The organism is Streptomyces sp. NBC_01264 (assembly GCF_026340675.1).
In the GTDB taxonomy this organism is placed as follows: Bacteria; Actinomycetota; Actinomycetes; order Streptomycetales; family Streptomycetaceae; genus Streptomyces.
This window is the reverse complement of record NZ_JAPEOX010000001.1, coordinates 1,381,548-1,403,530: the sequence shown is the minus strand read 5'-3', so window position 1 is coordinate 1,403,530 and position 21,983 is coordinate 1,381,548. Positions and strand designations below refer to the sequence as shown.

The 21,983-nt window shown below is 74.0% G+C and carries 19 protein-coding genes and 2 pseudogenes; 9 read left to right on the top strand and 12 right to left on the bottom strand.

The features are described from left to right. Positions 1-27 precede the first annotated feature (27 nt). The 7 genes and pseudogenes from OG435_RS06335 to dhaK all read right to left on the bottom strand — a co-directional run bounded on the left by OG435_RS06335 (position 28) and on the right by dhaK (position 6,814). The gene (locus OG435_RS06335) at positions 28-1,380 is read right to left on the bottom strand and encodes an STM4012 family radical SAM protein (RefSeq protein ID WP_266875817.1); all 1,353 of its coding nucleotides are present in this window, start codon (positions 1,378-1,380) and stop codon (positions 28-30) included. Then, positions 1,377-2,195, bottom strand: a complete 819-nt coding sequence (locus tag OG435_RS06330; RefSeq protein ID WP_266881547.1) for an STM4013/SEN3800 family hydrolase — start codon at positions 2,193-2,195, stop codon at positions 1,377-1,379. The genes OG435_RS06335 and OG435_RS06330 overlap by 4 nt, the downstream gene beginning before the upstream one ends. A 37-nt stretch (positions 2,196-2,232) precedes the next feature. Beyond that, a complete protein-coding gene (locus OG435_RS06325; protein WP_266875816.1) occupies positions 2,233-3,375 on the bottom strand; it encodes an STM4014 family protein in 1,143 nt (380 codons plus the stop codon). After that, positions 3,372-4,322, bottom strand: coding sequence for an STM4015 family protein (locus tag OG435_RS06320; RefSeq protein WP_266875815.1), 951 nt, complete (start codon positions 4,320-4,322; stop codon positions 3,372-3,374). Before OG435_RS06320 ends, OG435_RS06325 begins: the two co-directional genes overlap by 4 nt. A 259-nt stretch (positions 4,323-4,581) precedes the next feature. After that, positions 4,582-5,097, bottom strand: coding sequence for a PTS-dependent dihydroxyacetone kinase phosphotransferase subunit DhaM (locus OG435_RS06315; RefSeq protein WP_266881546.1), 516 nt, complete (start codon positions 5,095-5,097; stop codon positions 4,582-4,584). Next, positions 5,080-5,694, bottom strand: a pseudogene (dhaL, locus tag OG435_RS06310) (dihydroxyacetone kinase subunit DhaL); the annotation flags it as partial. The pseudogene dhaL and the gene OG435_RS06315, both read right to left, overlap by 18 nt. Before the next feature lie 112 nt (positions 5,695-5,806). Continuing rightward, entirely contained in the window at positions 5,807-6,814 is a 1,008-nt protein-coding gene (gene dhaK / locus OG435_RS06305; protein WP_266875814.1) for a dihydroxyacetone kinase subunit DhaK, read from the bottom strand. Between the two features lie 301 nt (positions 6,815-7,115). On the opposite strand from dhaK, the gene OG435_RS06300 reads away from it, so the two are divergent. Beyond that, positions 7,116-8,228: a glycerol dehydrogenase gene (locus OG435_RS06300; RefSeq protein WP_266875813.1), complete on the top strand. Its 1,113-nt coding sequence runs from the start codon at positions 7,116-7,118 to the stop codon at positions 8,226-8,228. A 25-nt stretch (positions 8,229-8,253) separates the two neighbouring features. On the opposite strand, the gene OG435_RS06295 is transcribed toward OG435_RS06300, so the two are convergent. Further along, entirely contained in the window at positions 8,254-10,554 is a 2,301-nt protein-coding gene (locus tag OG435_RS06295) for a SpoIIE family protein phosphatase (protein ID WP_266875812.1), read from the bottom strand. A 217-nt stretch (positions 10,555-10,771) separates the two neighbouring features. Here OG435_RS06295 and OG435_RS06290 point away from each other — a divergent pair, with 217 nt between their 5' ends. From OG435_RS06290 to OG435_RS06270, 5 genes and pseudogenes are all read left to right on the top strand, one after another. Continuing rightward, a complete protein-coding gene (locus OG435_RS06290; RefSeq protein ID WP_266875811.1) occupies positions 10,772-10,999 on the top strand; it encodes a FeoA family protein in 228 nt (75 codons plus the stop codon). Continuing rightward, the gene (gene feoB / locus OG435_RS06285; protein ID WP_266875810.1) at positions 10,996-13,131 is read left to right on the top strand and encodes a ferrous iron transport protein B; all 2,136 of its coding nucleotides are present in this window, start codon (positions 10,996-10,998) and stop codon (positions 13,129-13,131) included. The genes OG435_RS06290 and feoB overlap by 4 nt, the downstream gene beginning before the upstream one ends. A gap of 14 nt (positions 13,132-13,145) precedes the next feature. Next, entirely contained in the window at positions 13,146-13,478 is a 333-nt protein-coding gene (locus OG435_RS06280; RefSeq protein ID WP_266875809.1) for a helix-turn-helix domain-containing protein, read from the top strand. Between the two features lie 31 nt (positions 13,479-13,509). Further along, positions 13,510-13,840: pseudogene (locus OG435_RS06275) on the top strand (hypothetical protein). Positions 13,841-13,918: 78 nt separating this feature from the next. Then, a complete protein-coding gene (locus OG435_RS06270; RefSeq protein WP_266875808.1) occupies positions 13,919-14,635 on the top strand; it encodes a class I SAM-dependent methyltransferase in 717 nt (238 codons plus the stop codon). 116 nt (positions 14,636-14,751) lie between these two features. Here OG435_RS06270 and OG435_RS06265 read toward each other — a convergent pair whose 3' ends face one another. Continuing rightward, on the bottom strand, positions 14,752-15,663 hold the full coding sequence (locus OG435_RS06265) for an alpha/beta hydrolase fold domain-containing protein (protein ID WP_266875807.1): 912 nt from the start codon (positions 15,661-15,663) through the stop codon (positions 14,752-14,754). Between the two features lie 206 nt (positions 15,664-15,869). Here OG435_RS06265 and tdh point away from each other — a divergent pair, with 206 nt between their 5' ends. The 3 genes from tdh to OG435_RS06250 all read left to right on the top strand — a co-directional run bounded on the left by tdh (position 15,870) and on the right by OG435_RS06250 (position 19,472). Next, on the top strand, positions 15,870-16,904 hold the full coding sequence (tdh, locus tag OG435_RS06260; RefSeq protein ID WP_266875806.1) for an L-threonine 3-dehydrogenase: 1,035 nt from the start codon (positions 15,870-15,872) through the stop codon (positions 16,902-16,904). Between the two features lie 129 nt (positions 16,905-17,033). Beyond that, positions 17,034-18,242: a glycine C-acetyltransferase gene (locus OG435_RS06255; RefSeq protein WP_266875805.1), complete on the top strand. Its 1,209-nt coding sequence runs from the start codon at positions 17,034-17,036 to the stop codon at positions 18,240-18,242. A gap of 315 nt (positions 18,243-18,557) precedes the next feature. Further along, positions 18,558-19,472 carry a LysR family transcriptional regulator gene (locus OG435_RS06250; RefSeq protein WP_266875804.1) on the top strand — a complete coding sequence of 305 codons (915 nt, stop codon included), beginning with the start codon at positions 18,558-18,560 and terminating at the stop codon, positions 19,470-19,472. Between the two features lie 19 nt (positions 19,473-19,491). Here OG435_RS06250 and OG435_RS06245 read toward each other — a convergent pair whose 3' ends face one another. The 3 genes from OG435_RS06245 to OG435_RS06235 form a co-directional block, all read right to left on the bottom strand. Further along, complete coding sequence (locus OG435_RS06245) at positions 19,492-20,310, bottom strand: MBL fold metallo-hydrolase (RefSeq protein ID WP_266875803.1); 819 nt, start codon at positions 20,308-20,310, stop codon at positions 19,492-19,494. A gap of 15 nt (positions 20,311-20,325) precedes the next feature. Beyond that, the gene (locus OG435_RS06240) at positions 20,326-21,024 is read right to left on the bottom strand and encodes a hypothetical protein (protein ID WP_266875802.1); all 699 of its coding nucleotides are present in this window, start codon (positions 21,022-21,024) and stop codon (positions 20,326-20,328) included. Between the two features lie 125 nt (positions 21,025-21,149). Beyond that, positions 21,150-21,929 (bottom strand): DeoR/GlpR family DNA-binding transcription regulator, encoded by a 780-nt coding sequence (locus tag OG435_RS06235; RefSeq protein ID WP_266875801.1) that lies wholly within the window; start codon positions 21,927-21,929, stop codon positions 21,150-21,152. Positions 21,930-21,983: the final 54 nt, after the last annotated feature.

Genomic DNA, 21,983 nt, shown 5'->3' with positions numbered 1-21,983 from the left:
GCCCCTCCGCTCCTCGCCCCGCCCCCGTCACTTGCGCTCGTACGCGGTCATCGCGGCCCGTACCTCCGCCGAGAACAGCGCCGGTCCCGCCGCGTCCGAGTGCGCCAGCCCCTCCGGGGTCAGCCGCAGCAGCTCCGCGTCGTCCACCAGCCAGCCGCGCTCCGCGAAGGCCGCCAGCTCCGCCGGGAAGTCCTCCCACGGACCGCTCCCGAACCGCTCCCGGTACTCGCTCACCGGCATCCCGCGCGCCTGGAGCAGGGACTGCAGCAGGTGTCGGCGCCGGGCCTCGTCCGGGTCGATCCGGCGGCCGTGCCCGGCCCGGGCGAAGTCCTCCTCGGGGCGGCTCACGTAGTCGTCGATGATGCCGCGGATCTCGCTCATGCCGACCGCGTAGTCGAAGGAGTAGTGCAGCCCGGCCGTGTAGGAGCGGGCCCCGCAGCCGAGGCCGATCATGCCGTCGGTCTGACAGGCGTAATCCTCGGCGGTCCGGGCGCCCCCGGGGCCCGCGCCCTCCCCGGGCGCGTCCGCCCGGCGGAACATCCGCATCGACACCTGCTCGTACCCGGAGGCCAGCAGGTGGTCGCGCCCGGCCCGGTACAGCCGCAGCCGCTGCTCGTCCCATTTGGCGGCCGTGGACTCGCCCGGCCTGCGCCCCAGGCCCGTCAGGGGGCGCACGTACAGCGGGTAGAGGTAGAGCTCCTCCGGGCGCCAGGCGAGGGCCGCGTCCAGCGAGTGGCGCCAGCTCTCCTCGGTCTGCCCGTCGATGCCGTAGATCAGGTCGATGTTCAGGACCGGTATCGCCGCGTCCCGGACCCGGGCCAGCGCCGCCTCCACGTCCGCCCGCTTCTGCGGACGCACGGCGGAACGAGCCTCGGCGGGCACGAAGCTCTGCACGCCCAGGCTGAGGCGGGTCGTACCCCGGTCGGCCAGCACGGCGAGCCGGTCCGCCGTCGCCGTGGCCGGCGAGGCCTCCACCGACAGCGGCACCGCCCGCAGATCGGCGCCCGCGGCCTTCTCCGCGATATCGCAGAGCCGCTCCAGTTCGGACGCCGTCAGGAAGGTCGGCGTACCGCCGCCGAAGGCCGCCGCCGCGAACCGTACGGGCTCCGCGTCGCCGAGCGCGCCCCGGACCGCCCTCGCCTGCCGCTCCAGGGCGTCGAGATAGGCCGTGGTCAGGCCCTCCGGGGCGCCGATGCGGGTGAAGAGGTTGCAGAATCCGCAGCGCACTTCGCAGAAGGGGATGTGGAGGTAGAGGGAAAGGGCGTCCTTGGGCTGCCGGGCCCACTCCCGGCTCAGCTCGGCGGGCTCGGGCAGCTCGCGGTACGCCGTCTTGTGCGGGTAGGCGTAGACGTAATTCTCGTACGGTGTCGCGAAGTTCATCGGGGGCCGTGCTCCTCGTGGTTCAGGTGGAACTGTGCGTACGGGACCGTCCAGACGGCCTCGTGGGCGAGCCGGTGCCCCGTGTACCCGTCGTCCCCGTACGTGGTCCCGTGGTCGGAGCAGACGATCGCGAAGCAGCGGCGCCGCGACCGCATCGCGTCGAAGAGCCGCCCGATGTGCCGGTCGACGTACTCCAGTGCGGCCGCGTGCGTCTCCCACGAGTCCCCGTCCGCCGCGGAAGTCCCGGGGGAGTGGAACCAGTTGGGCTGGTGCATGGCCGACACGTTCAGGAAGAGGAACAGCCGCCGTTCGTGAGGCAGTCGGGCCACGACCTGCTCGGCGCGGGACACCTGGGCCTCGAAGGAGACCGGTGACGTCACCCCGAACTCCGGTTCCCAGTGCGACTCCTGGAACATTCCGGGCAGTACGGAGCCCAGCGCGGCCGCCTTGTTGAAGAAGCCGACACCGCCCACGCACACGGTCCGGTAGCCCGCCCCGGCCAGTCCCGACACCAGATCCGGGGTGTCGAACACCCAGGTGCGCCCGGCGGTGGTCTCACTGCCCGGGAACCGGGCGGCGAACAGCCGCGGATGCGGGCCGGGTCCGTCGGGGGTGGGCAGGAAGCCCGCGAACATGGCCTGGTGGGAGGCGTAGGTGAAACTCCCCGGCGCGTGCCGCCGCTCCCACACCCCGCCGGGCAGGTGCGCGGCCAGGTTCGGGATCCGTCCCTGCGCGGCCAGTCGCGCGGCCACGTCGTGGCGCAGGGTGTCGAGGGTGACGAGCAGCAGGTCGTCGCGGCCGACGACCACGTTCATGTCGGGCCCGGGGTCGGTGTCAGGTCCGGGCCCGGGATCAGGGCTGGACGGGGGCGTGCGCATGCTGTTCCTGTCGTACGGCGGCCACTTGGGCCGCGTAGGTGTCCTGACCCTCGGCGGGCGAGCCGGGCAGTCCCGTCAGCCGGGGCAGCAGGTCCCCGAAGGCGTTGACCTCGCCCACGGCGAAGCCCCGCCAGCCGAGGGCGGGCAGCAGATCGACCCCCACGCACAGGGTGCGCGGGAAGGCGGCCGCCGCCCGTTCGCAGACGGCGAGCGCGTCCGCCTCCCAGCAGCCGCCCGCCTCCGTCACCGCGGCCACGGCCGCGTCGAGATCGCCGCGGGCGCCGCCCAGGTGCAGGTTCGTGAGCGGACCGGCGGCCGTGCGGACCACGGCGTGGGTGGCCCGGCCGCCGATGACGACGACCCGCAGATCCGCGGAGCGCCCCTGCTGGGAGGCCTTCGGCAGCCACCGCTCGACGTGCAGGCCGTCGGGGGCCAGCGCGTCGACGACGGCTCCGATCACCCGCTCGTCCTCGTACCGCCGCAGGCGAAGTGAGTTGTGCAGGGCTCCCGAAGGGGCCCGCTCCACGGAGGTGGTGGCCCGGATCCGGCCGCCCGCGCCCGTCTCCACCGCGAGCACCCCGGAGGCCGAGGAGCCGTGGGCGAGCTTCACGAACGCCCGGCGGTAGCCGGGGAGGGCGAGCAGCGAGCGGACCTCCTCCCAGCCGCGCACCGGGGCGCGGACCGCGTCCGGTCCCGAGGTCGGGGAGGCGGGGACGGGCGTACCGGCGGCGGCCAGCACCCCGTGGCAGAGCCGCTTGTCGAACAGCACCGCGAGGTCGTCCGGATCGCACGTCAGCGTGCCGCCGGCCGATCGGACGCCCCGCCCCACCGCGTGCGCCGCCTCGGTGAACCGGCGGTACCAGCGTCCGGTGCCTTCGACCCGGGTGGTGTCGGCGGTCCCGCGGAGCAGCCGCTCCACCTCGGGGTCCTCGCCGGGGGAGTCGATCCGTACGCTCTCGCCCGCCCGGAAGACGGCCCGGCCGGTCAGCACGTCCAGCCACGGGATCACCCGCGCCGCCGGCAGTCCGGCGGCGCGCACGGCGTCCTGGAAGAGGGCGACCCGGCGGTTGCCCGGATTGCCGACGACGGCGAAGGCCGCGGGAGCGGTACGCGTCACTCCGCGACCGCGACGTACCGGTACTCGGCGTCGTCATCGACGTCCGCGGTCTGCGGGTCGCCCAGATCCACCTCCACGCCGTGGGGGACGAGCGCCGCGCTCAGCCGCTCCCGGAGCGGTTCGCCGACGTAGTGGTGGTGCAGGTCGAGCTTGGTGAGATGCGTGAGGGGGCGCCCTGCCAGCAGGGCCTCCACGCCTTCGTCGGTCAGGACGCCCATGGAGAGGTCGAGCACCTCCAGCCGCTCCACGACCGGAGCGGTGGCGAGCGCCGCCGCGACGGCGTCCTGGATCTCGCTGTTGCGCAGAGCGAGCCGGCGCAGGGCGGGCAGCCGCTCGCCGCTCAGGAACGGCTCCAGGTCGCCGACTTCGGCGTCCCCGCCGTAGTCGGAGGTGCCCAGCCACAGGTCGAGCTCGGTGAGGGCGGGGAACCCGCTCCGCGCGACCCCGGCCACGACTTCCTTCGGGAGACCGCCGGCCTCCAGGCGCAGCACGCGCAGCGCCGCGTGCTCCACGGGCGGGAAGACCAGCCCCTCGCCGCCGCGCACTGCGAACTCCTCCAGCGCGGGATACGCGGGCAGCAGCGGACCCACGTCCGACTGCTGGATCCAGGAGATCTCGCACTCCTCGAAGGTGATGTCGCCGAGGAACAGCGCCCGCAGGGCGGGGAACTTCGGAGCGGCTTCGACCAGCGCCTCGACGATCCCGGAGCTGGAGGCCTCGTAGGCGTCGGACCAGCCGCCCACGATCAGGGCGCGCACCTGCCGGGTGTCCACGGACTCGGTGAACCGGCCGAAGGCCTGCGCCCACTCCTCCTCGGCGTCGTAGGTGTCCACCGAGATCCGCCAGGCCACGTCCGCCGGCTCGGGCAGCGCACGGGTGTCCTTCGGCCCCGGGAAGTCGAAGGTCGGCAGGCCGCCCAGCTCGCTCAGGTGAACCCCGATGGTCATGTGCGCTGCTCCTGATGGTGTGGTGGGCGGTGACCCGGCCCCGCGAGTCGTCCGACGACAGTTCTACCAAGCCCCACCGACAGCGCCGACAGCACCGGCGGCCGGAAGGCGCGGAGCGGCGGGACGTCCGCCGGGAGCCACCGGTCAGGGCCGGCGTCCGGCGCGGCGCAGCCGGTGGAACAGTTCGCCCAGGGCATCGGCCCGGGCCGGGAGGCGGGCGCCTCCTGGGGAGGGGCCCGCCTCCCGGCCCGGGCTCCGGTCAGCGCTTGCGGTAACAGCGCGCGTCCTCCGCGGCGGCCAGGACGGCGTCGAGGTCGCCGCCGATCGCCGAGGTCAGCGTGATGGCCACGGCGCCCTCCAGGAACGGCGCGTCCACGACCCGTGCCCCTTCGGGCAGTTGCGAGGGCTCCTCGCCGAGCAGGGCGTTCACCGTCAGCACCGCGCTGCCCATGTCGCACAGCACCGCCACGCCCACACCCTCGTCCACCGACCGGGCGGCGGCCGTGATCAGCTCCGCGCTGGTGCCGATCCCGCCGTCGGGGGTGCCGCCCGCCACCGCGAGCGGAGCCGGCTCCACCGAGCCGATCAGCGCGCCGGCCAGCGCCGCCACGGACTCCGCGACCGCCTTGCTGTGCGAGACGAGCACGATGCCGACGCGGCCGGTACGGGTCTTCGGCGCCTGCTCCTGCTCCTGCGCGGGCTGCTCGGCGGCGGCCGGCTCCTCCGGGACGAGCTCCGCCTCGGGTGCGTCGACCGCGGCGCGCAGCGCCTCCATCAGCAGGGCCACGGAGTTGGCCCCGGCGTCCTGGTGGCCGATGCTGCGCTCCCCGAGGTAACTGGCCCGGCCCTTGCGGGCTTCGAGCGGCTCGGTGGCGTCGGCGCCCGCGCGGGCCGCCCGTACGGCCTCGTCCAGGGCCTCGCGCAGCGGGCGGTCCGCCTCGGCGGCTTCGGCCAGCGCCGCCACCGCGGGGGACAGGGCGTCGACCAGGGTGGCGTCGCCGAGCTCCGCGCCGCCCAGCTTCTGCACCGACGTGAGCCCGGCACCGAGCGCGGCCCCCAGCTCCGCCACGGTCGGCGCCCCGGTGTCGCCGAGCACCTTGCCCGTGCGGCGCAGCGCGGTGCCGAACAGCGGGCCGGAGGCGCCGCCGACGGTGTTCGTCAGGGTGGTGCCGGCCAGGGTCAGCAGCGCCCCCGGCGTGGTGGGCCGCTGCTCGGCCACGGCCGCGCCGACGGCGCCGAAGCCCCGTACGAGATTGGCCCCGTGGTCCCCGTCGCCGATGACCGCGTCCAGTTCGGTGAGGCGCGCGCTGTCCCGCCGTACGAGCCGGTTGGTCTCGGCGATCCAGCGGCGGAAGTAGGCGGTGTCCAGCACGGCGGCCTCGGCGGACACGGGCGTGGAGGTCGTGGAGGTCGTCGGGCCGGCGGGCGTGACGGTCATGGGGAAGAGCTCCTGGAGAGTGTCGGGAGGGGAAGAGCGGGCGGGGTCAACAGCCCCAGCGCAGGGACGGGGTGTCCACCGGCGCGTCCCACAGGCGCAGCAGCTCCTCGTCGGCGCGGCACAGGGTGAGGGTGCAGCCGGCCATGTCCAGGCTGGTGACGTAGTTGCCGACCAGGGACCGGGCCACGGTGATCCCGCGTTCGCCGAGCACCCGCTCGACCTCGGCGCGCATGATGTACAGCTCCACGGGCGGGGTCCCGCCCAGGCCGTTGACGAGGAGGATGACGGGGGCGCCGGCCGCCTCCGGGAGGTCGTCGAGGACGGCGTCGAGCATCGCCTCGGCGGTCTCGGCGGCCGTCATGATCTTCCGGCGTTCGCGGCCGGGCTCACCGTGGATGCCGATGCCCAGCTCGATCTCGTCCTCGCCGAGCGTGAAGTTGGGGCTGCCCTTGGCGGGGGTGGTGCAGGAGGTCAGGGCGACGCCGTAGCTGCGCGCGTTCGCGTTGACCTTGCGGGCGACCGCGGCGACCTCGGCGAGCGGAGCGCCCTCCTCGGCGAGCGCGCCCGCGATCTTCTCCACGAACAGGGTGGCTCCGGTGCCCCGGCGGCCCGGCCCGTGCTCCGTGCGGGCGACGGCCACGTCGTCGTCCACGACGACCTGCGCGACCTCGACGCCCTCGTCCTCGCAGTCCTCCGCCGCCATCGTGAAGTTGAGGATGTCGCCCGTGTAGTTCTTCACGATGTGCAGGACGCCCGCACCCGCTTCGACCGCGCACGTGGCGGCGGCGATGTTGTCCGGCACCGGGGAGGTGAACACCGGGCCGGCCACGGCCGCCGCCAGCATGCCGCGCCCGACGAACCCGGCGTGCAGCGGCTCGTGCCCGCTGCCGCCGCCCGACAGCAGCGCGACCTTCCCGGCCGGCTCCCCGGCCCCTCCGGCGGCCCGCGTGACGATGCCCTTCTCCGCCTCGACGCGGAGCCCCGGGTGAGCGGCGGCCATTCCGCGCAGTGCGTCGGAGACGACACTTTCGGGGGAATTGATGAGCTTCTTCACGGGGGCCTCTTTCCTGGAAAGGGGAACGCGGAACGGGTAACTCGTCGCGCCGGTCCGGGGCGGAAATCGGAAATGCGGGACGGTATTAAGTCGGCACCGTCGCCGATCCGCCACCGCTTCCGGGGCACTTGGCTGGAACTTTACCCTGGTGAAACTGTGAAACAGCTCGGGTCCTTGGTCCCGTATCCGGGCGCGGAAAGGCCCGTGCGCAAGGGGACCGTGCATATCTCGGGGTGTCGCCGAAATCCGTGATAGGGATGAATGAGCAAGCGGAATTGAATTCGCAATGAGGAGGATTCACGTGAAGACCGTCGGTACGCGCATGATGATCAGCCCGCCGAAGTACGTGCAGGGCGCCGGGGCGATGAACGACCTGGGCGAGCACACGGCCCGCCTCGGGACGAACGCTGTGGTCCTCGCGGACAAGGGCGTCTGGGGCTTCGTGGACACGGCGGTCACCGATTCCCTCGCGGGCACCGGGGTCAAGCTGACCAAGGAGGTCTTCGGCGGACTCTGCACCCAGAAGGAGATCGACCGGGTCTCCGCGGCCGCCAAGGCCGCAGGGGCCGACGTCATCATCGGCATCGGCGGCGGCACCGCCATCGACACCGCGAAGGCCGTCGGCCACGCGCTCGGCGACATCGCCGTCGTCTCCGCGCCCACGGTCGCCTCCACCGACGCGCCGACCAGCGCGCTCGCCGTGATCTACACCGAGTCCGGTGCCTTCGAGCGCTACTCCTTCTTCCAGCGCAACCCCAACCTGGTGCTCGTCGACACCGCCCTCGTCGCGGGCGCGCCCAGCCGCTTCATCGTCTCCGGCATGGGCGACGCGCTGGCCACCTGGTACGAAGCCCGGGTCTGCGTGGCCGCCAACCGGGTCGCCATGGCCGGCGGTCTCGCCACCGAGGCCTCCCTCGCGCTCGCCCGGCTGTGCTGGGAAACCCTGATGGAGTACGGCCCCCAGGCCCGGCTGGCCGCCGAGGCGCACGTGGTCACCCCGGCGCTGGAGAAGGTCACGGAGGCCAACACGCTGCTCTCCGGCCTCGGTTTCGAGTCCTGCGGCCTCGCCGCCGCGCACGGCATCCACAACGGTCTGACCGTCTCGCACAAGGTGCACGGCATGATGCACGGCGAGAAGGTCAACATCGGCACCCTCGCCCAGCTCGTCCTGGAAGGCGCCCCGACCGACGAGCTGGACACCTACCTGCGCTTCAGCCGTGCCGTCGGCCTGCCCACGACCCTCGGGGAGATCGGCCTCGGCGACCCGGACCGCGAGGAGCTCCTCGCCATCGGGCGCGCGGCCACGGCGGAGGGCGAGACCACGCACAACATGCCGTTCCCGGTGACCCCGGAGATGGTCGCCGACGCCCTGATCGCGGGCGACTCGTACGCCCGCGCGTACGCCAAGCGGTAGCGGCGGCAGACCGGGCGCGGGCGGCTCACGGGCCGCCCGCGCCCGTCGTGGCGGCTGTCGGGAGGGTGACCTCCGGGGCGGAGGTGCGGGCCGCCAGCAGCAGGGCGATGTCGTCCGGGCGGTCGGCGGAGTGGCCCGCCTCGGCGATCAGCCGGTCCGCCGTCTCGGTCAGCGGAGCGGGACCGGCGTCCGCCAGCGCGGCGCGCAGCCGCTCCACCCCTACGTCGATGTCCGCGCCCGGTGTCTCGACCAGCCCGTCGGTGTAGAGGGCGAGCACCGCCGCCGGCTCGATCCGCAGCCGGGTCACCGGGTACACGGCCTCGGGGTCGATGCCGAGCACCATCCCGCCCGCCAGGTCCAGTACCTCCGTCCGGCCGCCCGGATGCCGCAGCAGCGGCTGGGGGTGCCCGGCCCGGACGGCGAGGGCGAGGCCGGTCGCCGGGTCGAGCAGGACGTAGCAACAGCTCGCGAACTGGCCCGGGTCGAGGTCGATGAGCAGCTCGTTCGTACCGCGCATCACCTGCTCGGGCTCGTTGCCGCTGAGCGCGAAGGCCCGTACGGCGCTGCGCAGTTGGCCCATCGTGGCCGCGGCGGCCACCCCGTGGCCCTGGACGTCGCCGATGACCAGCGCGAGCCGCCCGCCGCCCACCTCGATGACGTCGTACCAGTCGCCGCCGACGTCCATCCCGGCGGTGCCCGGCAGGTACCGCCCCACCGTGACCACGTTCTCGTGGACCGGCAGCCGGTGCGGGAGCAGGGCCGCCTGGAGTCCGCGGGCCAGGGCCGCTTCGCTGTCGTAGCGCCGGGCCCGCTCCAGCGCCTGCGCGATCAGCCCGGCCAGTGCCGTGAGGACCGTACGCTCCTCCGGGCTGAACCCGCGCGGGGCGTCGAAGCCCAGGATGCACGAGCCGACCGGCCGGCCGGAGGCGATCAGCGGGAGGAAGGCCCGGGCGCCGACATGGGAGTCCAGCTCGATCCCCGGATAGGCGGTGGCCAGCTGCTGCATCGACTCGAAGAACAGCGGACGGCCCGAGGTGAGGGTTTCCACCCCGGGCAGGCGGACGTCGAGCGCGACCCCGTCGAACCGGTCGAGGAACCCCTGGGGGAATCCGGTCTCCCACGCCAGGTGCAGATGGCCCTCGCCGAGCAGGTAGATCGCCAACTGCCGGCCGCCGAAGGCCGGGAGCAGCTCGTCGGTGACCACCATCGACACCTGGCGGGCCGTCACCGCCTCGGTCAGCGCGATGGCCAGAGCCACCGGCCGGTACAGGGCCGAAGCCCGGTCGGCGGGCGAACCCGCGCCGGTGGACCCGAGCCCGGAGCCCGGGCGCATCAGTGACTCGGTGGCGTACGCGGGTGGTTCGGCCTGGGTGATGGTGACGGTGACCCCGTCGAGCGCGGGATGGAGCCCCACCGACAGCCAGTGCGGGGAGGGTTCGGTTCGGCGCGGGGCGGCCTGGAAGTGCACCGGAGCGGGGGCGAGGAACACGGCCCGGAAGTGGTCCTCGTAGGCGGGGTGTCCGAGCCAGGGCAGCGCCTCCCACAGTATCCGGCCGCAGAGTTCCGCCCCGTCGGAACCGAGCAGGGTCGTGGCGGCGGAGCGGGCGCGGGAGTTGGCGAAGCCGATCACGCCCTGCCGGTCCACGGACAGGACGGCCAGGTCCAGCCGGTCCACGGCGGCGCGGGCGCTGTCGGCGCGGCTTTCCGTGGGGCTTTCGGCGGGGCTTTCCGCGGGGCCGTTGCGGCCGTGCGGTGCGTCGCCGGCCGCGCGGCCCGCCCGGCCGCCCGCCGGGCCGGGGCCCGGGAAGCACACCGGGTCGCCCTCCCAGGTCACCGTGGCCCCGGCCGCGGCGAGCGCGGCCAGTTCCCCGGCCAGCCGGACGGCCACCGCGCGCAGCCGCTTCCGGTCGCCGGGCCCGACCGGGACTCCGGGAGTCGCGGGACGCAGCACGAAGAGGACCCCGTAGCGCTCGCGGCCGCGGGCCACGGGCTCGTAGAGCGAGCCGAAGGGGAACGGCAGCCCGGCCATCAGCTGGGGGAAGCGCCGCATCGCCGATTCCGCGTCGGGCAGGTGCACGGACTGGCCGGACCGGTGGGCCTCTGCGACGGGGTAGGGACGGTTCACGTGCATCCGCCACCAGGGGCGGAACAGCGCGGACGGGAGCCCGGTCACCGCCGCCATCAGCATGAGCCCCTCCGTGCCGGAGCGCAGGTAGACCCCGCCCGCGTACCCGCCTGCGGCCCCCACGGCATCGAGAGCGGCCCGTGCGAGCGCCTGGGCCGTGGCGTCGGTGACGGGGCCGCCGATGTCCGGTCTGGCCGTCACCCCTCCAGAATGCGCTCGGGGCGGCGCTTGCGCACACCCCGGATCACACCCCGGATCACACCCCGCATCACACCCCGCGTCCCCGGCTCGGCCGATCGGCCGAGGGACGGGTGGGACCGGGGGGCTGAAAGTCCCTGTCGATCGGGGTCTTTGCCCGGCTCACGGTGCTCCTCGGGCTGCTTAGGTTTACCTAAGTGGATTCGAACGAGGAGGTCCGTTGCCGTCGCTCAATGACAGCCGTCCAGGGACGACCGTACGCATCACGGGGATCGATCCCGGTCAGGCGGGAGGGAGCAGGCGCCGGCTCCTGGAGTTCGGCTTCGTGCCGGGCGCGGACGTCACCGTGATCGCCCGGGGCGCCACCGGCGGCCTGCTCGTCGGGCTCGGGGAGACCCGGGTCGCGCTGGACACCCGTACCGCCGGCCGGCTGAGGTGCGCCGCATGAGCTGTCATGCCACCGGGGCCGGGGCGGGTGCGACCGCCACGGCGGAGCGGCGGACCGGTCTGCCGTTCGTCGCCCTCGTCGGCAATCCCAACGTCGGCAAGTCCACCCTCTTCAACGCCCTCACCGGCGCCCACCAGCGCGTAGGCAACTGGCCGGGCAAGACCGTCTCGGTAGCCCAGGGCGACTGGCGCACGGCGGGCGGCCGCCCGCTGCGCGTCGCCGACCTGCCCGGCTCCTACAGCCTGCTGCCCGACTCCCCGGACGAGGCGCTGGTGCGCGACGTGCTGACCGCGCCGGCGGGGGAGCGGCCCGACGCCGTGGTCTTCGCCCTCGACGCGGCCAACTCGGCCCGCAACCTGTACCTGCTCTCGCAGATCCTCGACACCGACATCCCGGTCGTGGTCGCGCTGACCATGACCGACGTCGCCGCCCGGCGCGGCGCGCCCCCCGGCGCCGAGGCGCTGGCCCGCGAGCTCGCGCTGCCCGTCGTACGGGTGGAAGGACGCTCCGGGGCCGGGCTGGACCTGCTCGCCGACGCGGTGTGCGAGGCCCTGGACGCGGGAGCTCCGCGCCCCGGGCGGACCTCCGCCTGGGCGGCCGGCTCGCCCGTGGCGGCCGAACTGGCGGAGCTGGCCGCGGCGGCCTCCGGGCTGACCCCGCACCCCGCGCGGTGGCTGGCCGTGAGCCTGCTCTGCGGGGAGCAGCCGCCCGCGGTCCCGGCGGCACTGGCCGGACGGGCCCGGGCGGCGGCGGACCGCCTCGCGGCGGAGGCCGCGGCCGAGGGCGACACGGACGCCGACACCGACGCCGAACTCCTCGTGGCCGAGGCCCGCTACGCCTGGGCGCACGCCGTCATCGACCGCGCGGCGCCCCGCCCGGCCGGCGCCCGGCCCACCCTCACCGACCGGGTGGACCGGCTGCTGCTGTCCCGGGGCTTCGGCATCCCGTTCTTCCTCGCCGTCATGTGGGGCGTCTTCGAGGCCACCACCGTGCTGGCCAAACCCCTCCAGGACGGCCTCGGCGACTTCGTCTCCGGACCCGTCAGCGGCGGAGCGGACCGGCTCCTGGAGGCCGTCCACGCGCCGGGCTGGCTGACCGGGCTGCTGGTCGACGGCCTGATCAACGGGGTGGGCCAACTGCTCACCTTCGTCCCGCTGATGATCATCATGTTCCTGCTGCTGGCCCTGCTGGAGGACTCCGGCTACTTCGCCCGCGCCGCCTTCGTCGCCGACCGCCTGATGCGCACGCTGAGGCTGCCCGGCCGCGCCTTCCTGCCGCTCGTCGTCGGCTTCGGCTGCAACGTCCCCGCCCTCGCCGGCACCCGGATCCTCAACCGCCGCTCGCACCGGCTGCTCGTCGGCCTGCTCATCCCGTACATGAGCTGCACCGCCCGCCTCGCCGTCTACGTGATGATCGCGGGCGTCTTCTTCGGCTCGAACTCCGGCACCGTCGTCTTCTTCCTCTACGTGGCCTCCGTACTGCTGGTCGTCGGCATGGGGCTGATCCTGCGGCCCCTGCTGTTCCGGGACATGAAGGTGGAACCGCTCGTCCTGGAACTGCCCCCGTACCGGCTGCCCACCGTGCGGGTCACCGGCGCCCAGGTCTGGCAGAAGCTCGCCGCCTTCCTGCGCACCGCCGGCGGCATCATCGTCGCGACCGCGGCCGCCGTCTGGCTCCTCATGGCGATCCCCGCGTCGGCCGGCCACGGAGGCTTCGGCAAGGTCGACGTCGAACAGAGCGTGTTCGGTACGGTCACCCGCGCCACGGCGCCCCTCGTGGCCCCGGCCGGCTTCGGCGACTGGCACGCCACGGCGGCGCTCGGCACCGGCCTGATCGCCAAGGAGGGGGTGATCTCCACCCTCGCCGTGACCTACTCGGCCGAGGAGGACGGCGGCCCCAAGCTCACCTCGAGCCTGCACGCCACCTTCGAGGAATCCTCCGGCGGGCACCAGCGGGCGGCCGCGCTCGCCTTCCTGGTCTTCATCCTCGCCTACACCCCCTGCTTCGCCACCCTGGCCGCGCAGCGGGCCGAGATCGGTACCCGGCTCACCGTCATCGGCTTCGGCATCCAACTGGCGGCGGCCTGGCTGCTGGCCGTCGGCGTCTTCCAGATCGCGAGGCTGGTGTGGTGAGTGAGGCTGGTGTGGTGAGTAGGGTCGCTGGGACCGGCGGGGGTGCCGGGCCGGGCATGCTGCGCCGCCTGCTGCGCGCCTTCGAGGAGGCGGCCCCCGGCGAGGGGCTCGCACAGATCGCCGACCGGCTGGGCATCGACCTGGCCGAGGCGGCCGACCTCGCCGCGTACTGGGTCCGCAAGGGCCGACTGCGCCGCGAGGAGATCGGTACCGTGAACTGCTCGGGCTGCTTCTTCGCCTCCCGAGGCTGCACAACCTGCCCCGACGACGCCACCGCCGCCCCGCGGTCGACCCTGGTCGCCCTGACCCCGGTACGTCCCCCGCGTCCCGGGACCGCCGCGCCCTGAGGCGCCCGCCGACCCGTCCGCCACCGACGACATGCCGGCCCCCCAGCCCATCGGCTACTGGAGCGGTGGTCGACCAGCTGACGTCCCTCGCCGACGGGCCGCACGAGATCGCCCGTGTCGTCGACCAGCTGATCCACCGCGGCCGGCTCCGGACCGACGGCGGGCAGCGCCTGCGGCTCACCGAGGCAGGGGAGGCGGCCAGGGTCCGGCTGCGCCGGCTGGTGACCGAGCTGCGGGCCTCGGTCCACGAGGGCATCAGCGACGAGGAGTACGTGGTCACGCTCAAGGTGCTGCGCAGGATGATCGCCAACACCGGGGACGGCACACCCGGACCCGTGCGCCCCGTACGCCGTACGGACTGATCCGAACGCCTCCCCCGTCCGGGGGAGGTCCGGGGTGGGGGCCGTCCGGCGCGGCCACGGCCGGGCAGGCTTGCGGACATGCGACAGCCGTACGACACGTCAACGCCCCCGCTGGCCTTCTCGGTCGCCGATGCCTTCACCCTGAGCACCGCACTGGACGCACTCGGCGGCGTCCGCGGCCTGGACGCCCTCGACATGGCCTGCGGACACGGCACCACCACCCGGCTGCTGGCGAGCGCCGGGGCCCGCAGGACGGTGGGCGTCGACAGTTGCCCCGAGCACATCCGCCGGGCCCGGGAGGCCGGCGCGGACCTCGCGCACGCCGTCGAGTACGTCGTCGCGGACGCGGCGGCCGATATGCCGGCCCTGGGGCCGTTCGACCTGGCCACCGCCGTGTACCTCTTCAACCAGGCCCACGACCGGACGGCCCTGCACGCCATGTTCCGTGTCGTACGCGCCAACCTGCGCCCCGGCGGACGGCTGCTCGCCATCGTGCCGAACCCGGGGGCCTTCCCGTACGCGGACTGGGAGCCGTACGGGATCAGCGTCGTCGAGCGCTCGCCCGGCGGGGACGCCCCGCTGCTGCGGGCCCGGCTGGAGACCGACCCGCCGGTCCCGTTCGAATGCCGGGAGTGGGCCCACGCCGACTTCGCGGAGGCCGCGGCCGACGCCGGCTTCGCCACCGTGACCTGGCAGCCGACCCGGACCCCGCCCGCGTGCGCGACCCGGGACGAGACCTACTGGGCCCGCTACCGCACGGCCCCCGTCGGCTCCCTGATGAACTGCGTGGCCTGAGCGGCGCGGCCCTGACCCGCATGGCCCTGACCTGCGTGGCCCTGACCTGCGTGGCCCTGACCTGCGTGGCCCTCACCTGCATGCCCCCGAGCCGTGCGGCCCTGAGCGGCGGCGGCTCAGGAGTCCGCGGCGGTGGCGCGGACCAGCTCCACGATCCGGTCGCGGGCCGCCCTGCCCTCCGGAAGCGGCATCAGGGGGTAGTCGTGCGGCAGCCCCGGCTCCTCGATGAACTCCACCTCGGCGCCGGCCGCCCGCGCCCGGTGCAGCAGTTCGCGGCTGTCGGTCGTCAGGACGTCCCGCGTGCCCGTGAACACCGTCAGCGGTGCCAGGCCCGCGAACGACCCGTGCAGCGGGCTCACCCGGGGATCGTCGGCCGCCAGGTTGCCCGCGTACAGCCGCCCGGCCTCCCGCAGGCCGGGGCGGGCCAGCATCGGGTCGCCCGCCTCGATGGCCGCCTGGTCGGGGTGGCTCATGGACACGTCCAGCCAGGGCGAGATCAGCACGATCCGCGAAGGCTGCGCCCCGTTCCGGTCGCGCAGCCGCTGCGCCGCGGCCAGCGCCAGCCCGCCGCCCGCCGAATCACCGAGGAGCACCGTGCCGCCGGCGCCCCCGCTCGCGATCAGCCCGCTGAGCAGGTCGGCGGCGACCGGGACGGTCCGGTCGGCGGTTCCGCGCGGGGCGAGTATGTACGCCGGTACGACCACGCGGGCCTGCGCCTGCGTGACCAGGGTGCGGATCAGCGACCAGTGCGCCCGGACCAGTTCGTTGATGTACCCGCCGCCGTGCATGTACAGCACCCGGGCCGCCGGTTCCGCGCCGAGCGGCGAGACCTCGTACACCGGCCAGGCCCCGACGAAGGTCCGCGAGACCTCCGCCACCCGGCCGAGCGAACGCGGGGGAAGGTGCGACGCCGGGCGCCGCATCGATTCCGCCACTTGGGTACGGACCGCCTCGGCGCTCCCGAACCGTCTTCGCCGTCCCGCCGCGATCAGCGCGACCGAAAGCGCTCTGCTGCGCAGACTCGGCACGCCCCTCACCTCCCCATTCCCGGCCCGGCCCACTCCCCGGCCCCTGCCCGTCACCTGAGGAGCATAGGCGTGAAGCTGGGCTGTGGACCCGCTTAAGAAATCCTCGATGGACTGATCACCCGCAGGTCGGCAGATTGGTGCTGTCCGAACGCTGCCCGGCCCGCACGCCCAGTGGCGCTCCCTTCCGCATGCCTGGAGCCACCCCCATGAAGGCACTCGTCAAGCACAAGGCCGAGCCCGGACTGTGGCTCATGGACGTTCCCGAGCCCGAGTACGGCCCCGGCGACGTGCTGATCAAGGTGCTGCGCACCGGCATCTGCGGGACGGATCTGCACATCCGTTCCTGGGACGGCTGGGCGCAGGGCGCCGTCAAGACCCCCCTCGTGCTCGGCCACGAGTTCGTCGGCGAGGTGGCCGCGCTCGGCGCGGACGTCCACGAGGACATCGAGGTCGGTGCGCTGGTCAGCGGCGAGGGCCACCTGGTCTGCGGGAAGTGCCGCAACTGCCTGGCCGGGCGCCGCCACCTGTGCCGCAGCACGATCGGGCTCGGGGTCGGCCGCGACGGCGCCTTCGCCGAGTACGTGGTCCTGCCCGCGCAGAACGTGTGGGTCCACCGCGCCAAGGTCGACCTCGACGTCGCGGCGATCTTCGACCCGTTCGGCAACGCCGTGCACACCGCGCTCTCCTTCCCGCTGGTCGGCGAGGACGTACTGATCACCGGTGCGGGACCGATCGGCATCATGGCGGCGGCCGTGGCCCGGCACGCGGGAGCGCGCAACGTGGTCATCACCGACGTCAGCCCGGAGCGTCTGGAGATCGCCCGCAAGGTCGGCGCCACCCTCGCGCTCGACGTCTCGAAGGCGACCATCGCCGACGCGCAGGCCCAGCTCGGCCTGCGCGAGGGCTTCGACATCGGCCTGGAGATGTCCGGTCGCGGCGAGGCCATGCGCGACATGATCGACAACATGACGCACGGCGGCCGGATCGCCATGCTGGGCCTGCCGGCGCAGGAGTTCGCCGTCGACTGGGCCAAGGTCGTCACCTCGATGATCACGATCAAGGGCATCTACGGCCGCGAGATGTTCGAGACCTGGTACGCGATGACCGTCCTGCTGGAGGGCGGGCTCGACCTCAGCCCCGTCATCACCGGCCGGTACGCCTACGGGGACTTCGAGGCCGCCTTCGACGAGGCGGCGACCGCCCGCAGCGGCAAGATCATCCTGGACTGGACCCAGGCCTAGGCCCAGGCCGGGCGCCGTCCGGCCCCACAGACCATTTCCCTCCGGCCGGGCCCCGCACCACCCTCCCCCCTCCGCGGGGCCCGGCCCCCCTCCTCCTTCCGCCGCACCAGGAGAAAGAGAGCACCGCACATGTTCGAGACCGTCCGCGCGGACCTCCGTACCACCCTCGACGAGATCCGCGCCGCGGGTCTGCACAAGCCCGAGCGCGTCATCGGCACCCCGCAGAACGCCGCCGTCGCGGTGACCTCGGGCGGAGCCGCGGGCGAGGTCCTCAACTTCTGTGCCAACAACTACCTCGGTCTCGCGGACCACCCCGAGGTGGTCACCGCGGCGAAGGAGGCCCTGGACCGCTGGGGCTACGGAATGGCCTCCGTACGCTTCATCTGCGGTACGCAGGAGGTGCACAAGGAGCTGGAGGCGCGGCTCTCCGCCTTCCTCGGCCAGGAGGACACGATCCTCTACTCCTCCTGCTTCGACGCCAACGGCGGAGTCTTCGAGACCATCCTCGGCCCCGAGGACGCGGTGATCTCCGACGCCCTCAACCACGCCTCGATCATCGACGGCATCCGCCTCTCCAAGGCCCGCCGCTTCCGCTACGCCAACCGCGACATGGCCGAGCTGGAGACGCGCCTGAAGGAGGCCGTCGAGGGCGGCGCCCGCCGCAAACTGATCGTCACCGACGGCGTGTTCTCGATGGACGGCTACGTCGCCCCGCTCGCGGAGATCTGCGACCTCGCGGAGCGCTACGACGCCATGGTCATGGTCGACGACTCGCACGCCGTCGGCTTCGTCGGCCCCGGCGGCCGCGGCACCCCCGAACTGCACGGGGTCATGGACCGCGTGGACATCATCACGGGCACCCTCGGCAAGGCCCTGGGCGGAGCCTCCGGCGGCTACGTCGCGGCACGCGCCGAGATCGTCGAGCTGCTGCGCCAGCGCTCGCGCCCGTACTTGTTCTCCAACTCCCTCGCCCCGGTCATCGCGGCGGCCTCCCTCAAGGTCCTCGACCTGCTGGAGTCGGCGGACGACCTGCGCGAGCGGCTCGCCGCCAACACCGCGCTCTTCCGTACGAAGATGACCGAGGCCGGCTTCGAGATCCTGCCCGGCGACCACGCGATCGCCCCCGTGATGATCGGCGACGCGGCGGAGGCGGCCAGGATGGCGGAACTCCTGCTGGAGCGCGGGGTCTACGTGATCGGCTTCTCCTACCCGGTGGTGCCGATGGGCGCCGCGCGGATCCGCGTCCAGCTCTCGGCCGCCCACTCCACGGCCGACGTGGAACGCGCGATCGCGGCGTTCATCGACGCGCGGGCGTCCCTGACGGGCGCCGAGAGCTGACCCCCGTTCGCTGTGTGCGTGCGGCGCCGTAGCCGGGGGCCAGCCCCGGACCCCCGCTCCTCAAACGCCGGAGGGGCTGGATTCGCCCGTCGGCGGTCTGGAAAATTCAGCCCCGCCGGCGTTTGAGGCGCGGGGTCCGGGGCGGAGCCCCGGGGAACGGTGGAAGGGCGGGTAGGGGACAGTCCCCAGTCTTCCGGGCTCCGGTACGGGCCGGCCCGGGTACCCGGGTGGGGGTGAGGCACCCCGGCTCGGTTCACTCGGGCCCCGCCCGATCGGCCGGCCCGGCAGGGCCTCGCGAGCTGCGAGAATGGCAGCGTGATCGACCCCCGGAGGCTGCGCATCCTGCGGGCCGTCGCGGACCACCGTACGGTGACCGCCGCGGCCGCCGCGCTGTACCTCACCCCCTCCGCCGTCTCCCAGCAGCTCGCGGCGCTGGAGCAGGAGACGGGGCACGCCCTGCTGACCCGCAGCGGCCGGGGCGTACGCCTCACCGCGGCCGGGCAGATCCTGCTCGGGCACACGCACGAGGTGCTCGCACAGCTGGAGCGGGCGGAGGCGGAACTCGCCGCCTACGCGGGCGGCTCGGCGGGCGAGGTCACCGTGGCCGCCTTCGCCACCGGCATCGCCGAAGTACTGGCCCCCGCCATCACCCGGCTCGCCGCGGACCATCCCGGGATCCGGCTGCGCGTACGCGACGCGGAGGGCGACCAGAGCCTGCTGCTCCTGCTCGACGGGGAGGCGGACCTGGCGCTGGCCGTCGAGTACCGGGGCGCCCCGGGAGCCGACGACGGCCGGCTCTCCGTGCTCCCGCTCTACGCCGAGCCCTTCGACGCGGTCCTCCCGGCCGGACACCCGCTCGGGGACCTGCCCGAGGTGTCCCTGGCAGACCTCTCCCACGCGGACTGGGTGGGCCAGTACCCCGGCAACCCCTGCCACGACGTGATGCTCCTCGCCTGCGAACTGGCCGGGTTCCAGCCCAGGCTGGTGCACTCCTCCGACGACTTCCGGGCCGTGGTGGCCCTGGTGGGCGCCGGCGCCGGAGTGGCCCTCGTGCCGCGCTCGGCGCTGCGCGGCATGGACCTCAAGGAGGTCCAGGTCCGCCCGGTGTCCGGGCCTGCGCCCACCCGCCGCGTCTTCGCCGCCACCCGGCGCGGCGCCGAGGCGCACCCTCTGATCGCCCCGGTCCTGGCCGCCCTGACCCGTGAGGCGGACCGGCTCCCGGAACACTGACCGCGGAGAAGGAGACGGCCTAGTCCCCGGCCTGCCCGAGCGTGAAGACGGCGCCGGGCGCGGCGTGTTCCACCGGCCCGGGGTAGCGGGCCGAGGCGCGGGACACGGCTTCGGCCGGATCCAGGTCCCGGCCGACGTGCGTGAGGACCAGCCGCCCGGCGCGCGCCGCGCGGGCGGTGTCGCCGGCGTCCTCGGGGGTGTGGTGCACCGGGTCGCCGTCCGCCGGGTGCGCCGAGCTGTCGGCCTCGCAGAGCAGGAGCGTGCAGTCCTCGGCGAACCGGGTCAGGGCCGGACAGGGAGCCGTGTCCCCGGAGTACACGAGGGACCGGCCTGCGGACTCCGCGCGCAGCGCGAAGGCGGGCATGCCGTGGGACACCGCCCGGCTGGTGAGGCCGAGGGCTCCGACCCGCGTGCGGTGGCCGTCGTGGAGCTCGTGGACCTCGAAGGCGGCCTCGACCGGGCTGCGGTCCGGCCCGTTGGTGAGGAACCCCGCCAGCCGGTCGGCGATGCCCGGCGGCCCGTAGAGGGGGAGCGGCGCGGGCCGCCGTACGTCGGCGTACAGCAGGCCGTAGTACGCGGTCAGCAGGTCGGCCGTGTGGTCGGCGTGCAGGTGCGAGATCCATATGGCGTCCAACTCGCCCAGCCCGACGTGCCGTTGCAGCGGCCCGAGGGTCCCGGTGCCCGCGTCGACCCAGACCCGGGCGCCGCCGCCTTCGAGCAGGTAGCCGGAGCAGGGGTTGTCGCGGGTGGGGTAGGGCGTCGCGCTCCCCAGGACGGTGAGCCGGAGAGGGGCGTGTGCATCCCGGGCGGTCTGTGTCGTCGGGGGAGTCTGTGCCATCGGGGGAGTCTAGGATCAGACGCCCTCGGCACGCTCGCGGGGGTCGGTGGCCATGATCCGCTCGAAGAAGTGCCGGACCTGGTCCTCGACGGGTTCCCGCGCGGACACGGGCAGTGTCTGCCAGCTGTCCGCCTCGCGCTCGCCCGACCGATAGGTCATGCAGGCCATGCCCACCTCGGGCTCCTCCTCCCGCTCCGAGACCTTGATCCCGTAGGGGTACGCCCTGCAGTCCCACCGCTCGTACCAGTCGGAGGAGGAGACCCGCTGGGCCAGCAGGCGGGCGGCGGTGTCCACGGGCTCCTCCCAGCTGTGGTCCGCCACGACCCGGGCCAGCTCGGCGTCGTACTGGGCGGCGTCGAACCGGAACTCGGGCGGGACCGGGACCCGTGTGTCGCTGGTGTTCTCCCACCCCGTCCACTCGACGCGGTCCCCCCGGCGCCGGATGGTGACGAACACTCCTCCGCAGCAACCGGTGTCGCAGTCGTTGTTCGACAGCTCGACGCGGCGTGGCGCGTCGGCGGCCCACAGCGGCCAGGTTTCGGGTGGGCCGAACCATCGCTCCTGATAACTGCTGGAGTCGCCACCCGGGTGGATCTCCTCCAGTACGTCACGGCCATCGACCAGTGGTCGTATGCCCGCTGACGGCCGGAGAGCGTCCGCTCGCGGGAGGACGGGGCGCAGGGCGAGAGTGTTAGCGGGAGCAAATTCTTCCATGTCCCCATCATGCCGGATCGCCGGCCGTGGCCCCCCGCCCCAGGTGGCCCCGGCCTCGCGGACCACCCGGAGCCGCTCAGGCGTGGAACCCCCCCAGGCCCGGAGCCGCCCAGGCCCGGAGCCGCTCAGGCGCGGATGACCTCCACGCCCGCCGCCTCGAACGCCTCGGTCACCGACGGGGACAGGCCGGTGTCCGTCACCAGGACGTCCACCGCGTCCGTCGAGACGATCCGGGCGAAGGCGCGGACGCCCAGCTTGCTGGAGTCGGCCGCGATCACCACGCGGCGGGCGCGCTCGCAGAGCAGCCGGTTCATGGCCGCCTCGTCCTCGTGGCGGGTGGCGGCCCCGTCGGCCGGATCGAAGGCGTCCACGCCGACGACGGCGGTGTCCACCGAGAGCTGCCCGAGCACTTCCATGGCGAGGGGGCCGGTGAGCTCGTAGGACTGGGGCCGGGCCACACCGCCCGTGAGCACGATCTTGAACTGCGGTCTGATGACCAGCTCGCCCGCGATGTTCAGCGCGTTGGTGACCACGGTGAGCGCGGGCGAGCCTGTGGCGAGGTCGGGCCGGGCGGCCAGCGCGCGCGCCACCTCGGTGGTCGTGGTGCCGCCGGTCAGGCCGATGACCTCGCCCGGGACGATCAGCGCCGCGACGGTCTCGCTGATACGGCTCTTCTCGGCGGCCCGGCGCGAGGTGCGATAGCGCAGCGGGAGTTCGTACGAGACCCCGTGCAGGACCGCTCCGCCGCGCGTGCGGACCAGCAGCTGCTGCTCGGCGAGCTGGTCGAGGTCGCGCCGGATCGTGGCGGCGGACACGCCGAGGGTCTCGGCGGCGGGTTCCACTTCCAGCTCGCCCCGCTCCACCAGCAGGTCCAGCAGTGTCTGCCAGCGTTCCTTGCGGGTCATCGGCCGCCCTTCCGGTCTTGTCTTCGATATTCGCTTCGCCGTTCGCTCCGGCGC

Bases quoted from the DNA above. Each gene is read 5' to 3' on its own strand.
- OG435_RS06270 (WP_266875808.1), top strand. From the start codon at position 13,919: ATGCGACAGCCGTACGACACGTCAACGCCCCCGCTGGCCTTCTCGGTC.
- feoB (WP_266875810.1), top strand. From the start codon at position 10,996: ATGAGCTGTCATGCCACCGGGGCCGGGGCGGGTGCGACCGCCACGGCG.
- tdh (WP_266875806.1), top strand. From the start codon at position 15,870: ATGAAGGCACTCGTCAAGCACAAGGCCGAGCCCGGACTGTGGCTCATG.
- OG435_RS06320 (WP_266875815.1), bottom strand. From the start codon at position 4,322: ATGACCATCGGGGTTCACCTGAGCGAGCTGGGCGGCCTGCCGACCTTC.
- OG435_RS06315 (WP_266881546.1), bottom strand. From the start codon at position 5,097: ATGGAGGCGCTGCGCGCCGCGGTCGACGCACCCGAGGCGGAGCTCGTC.
- OG435_RS06255 (WP_266875805.1), top strand. From the start codon at position 17,034: ATGTTCGAGACCGTCCGCGCGGACCTCCGTACCACCCTCGACGAGATC.
- OG435_RS06330 (WP_266881547.1), bottom strand. From the start codon at position 2,195: ATGAACGTGGTCGTCGGCCGCGACGACCTGCTGCTCGTCACCCTCGAC.
- OG435_RS06245 (WP_266875803.1), bottom strand. From the start codon at position 20,310: ATGGCACAGACTCCCCCGACGACACAGACCGCCCGGGATGCACACGCC.
- OG435_RS06235 (WP_266875801.1), bottom strand. From the start codon at position 21,929: ATGACCCGCAAGGAACGCTGGCAGACACTGCTGGACCTGCTGGTGGAG.
- OG435_RS06335 (WP_266875817.1), bottom strand. From the start codon at position 1,380: ATGAACTTCGCGACACCGTACGAGAATTACGTCTACGCCTACCCGCAC.
- OG435_RS06240 (WP_266875802.1), bottom strand. From the start codon at position 21,024: ATGGAAGAATTTGCTCCCGCTAACACTCTCGCCCTGCGCCCCGTCCTC.